This window comes from Falsiroseomonas sp. (assembly GCF_030695085.1).
Classification (GTDB): Bacteria; Pseudomonadota; Alphaproteobacteria; order Acetobacterales; family Acetobacteraceae; genus Falsiroseomonas.
Genome location: NZ_JAUYTS010000195.1, coordinates 1 through 1,355, shown reverse-complemented (window position 1 = coordinate 1,355; position 1,355 = coordinate 1). Strand labels below are relative to the sequence as shown.

The 1,355-nt window shown below is 69.7% G+C and carries 1 protein-coding gene and 2 pseudogenes; all 3 read right to left on the bottom strand.

Annotated elements, in window-relative coordinates:
* Positions 1–288, bottom strand: a pseudogene (locus tag Q8S40_RS20855) (hypothetical protein); the annotation flags it as partial.
* Positions 285–929: a YdcF family protein gene (locus Q8S40_RS20850; RefSeq protein ID WP_305671938.1), complete on the bottom strand. Its 645-nt coding sequence runs from the start codon at positions 927–929 to the stop codon at positions 285–287. The pseudogene Q8S40_RS20855 and the gene Q8S40_RS20850, both read right to left, overlap by 4 nt.
* A gap of 9 nt (positions 930–938) precedes the next feature.
* Positions 939–1,355, bottom strand: a pseudogene (locus tag Q8S40_RS20845) (hypothetical protein); the annotation flags it as partial.

Here is a 1,355-nt window from a genome sequence, read left to right as displayed (position 1 = left end):
GATGAAACAATTGTCCGGAAGGATCGCGAAGGGGGCGATGACGTCCAGCATGCTCTGATGCTTGCCGGCGATCAGGGCGGTGCCGACCGGCATATGTTCGAGGCCGCGGAACTCGACCTTCACCCCGGCGATCCAACGTAGGCCGAGCAGGCAGAAGCGCGCCCAGCCGCGGATCACCCACATGGCCTGGCGATAAGGCAGCAGCAGGGCCGGCGACAGGCCGACGGCGAATACGGCCATCGACAGATAGAGCCAGGCGACGAAGACCAGCGACCGGAGGGTGGTCACTCAGGCGGCCTTTCGCCGGACGCGTTCGGGGCCGCCATGGTCGAAGTCTCCGCTCTGTCGCCCCGCGTTCCGCCCACCGTGGCGCGGCCAAGGGCGGCGAGGTATTTCATATATTCCAGCGTCATCCGCCGCGCGGCGGTCGCCGCCCGCCACCAGCTGGAATCGTCCAGCAAGGGCGTCTTGACCGCGTGGGCGGTCAGTTCGACGCCCGGGGCCGCGGCGCGGATCTCGGTCAGGGCGCGCGGCATATGGTAGTCCGATGTCACTACGATCAGACTGTCATAGTCCTTGGCCTGGGCCCAGGCCGCGATCTCCTGGGCGTTGCCGACCGTGTCCTCGGCTTCGAAGCCCAGGTCCACGCAGCAGTTGAACAATCCCGTCGACCCCGGGGTCAGGGCCCGAAGCTCCTCGCGGCGGACCTCGCGATTGACGCCGGAGATAAGCACCCGCTCGCCCTTGTCCTGCTCAAGAAGCCGGACCGCGGCGTTGACCCGTTCGGCCGAGGGGCCGGTCAGGGCTACGATGGCGTCGGCGCGGGCCGGCTCGGGCGCGGGCGTGTAGCTGCGCACCCGATCCGCGAAGGCGAACAGGCCGATCACCCAGATCAGCGCCAGCGTGGCGATGAAGGTCAGAAACTTCATGCCCTTAACCTAGTGTCCCTGCTTCAGCCGCGCCAGCGCGGCGACCCCGGCCGCAACAAGCGCCACCGTAGCCGCCAGCAGCGGGCATGGCGAGAGGATCAACAGGTCGCTCCAGGCCAGAGGCAGGGCCGGCGTCACCCCCTCGACGCCGCCGAGGACCCGCAGGCCCGCGACCAGAGCCATGGCGACCAAAGCCCCGACGGCGCCCGCCCCGCCCGCCAGCAGGCCGTATCGCCTCTGGTAGAGGCCCGCGATGGCGCGGTCCGAGGCGCCATTCAGGCTCAGGATCGATATCACGCCGGCCTGGGCCGCCATGCCGGCGCGAGTGGCGTAGACGACGGCGGCGGCGGCGGCCCCTGCGGTCATCACGAAGCCGGCGACGGCCAGCAGGGTGATCAGCGTGGCCGTACGCTCGACCTCGCGTCG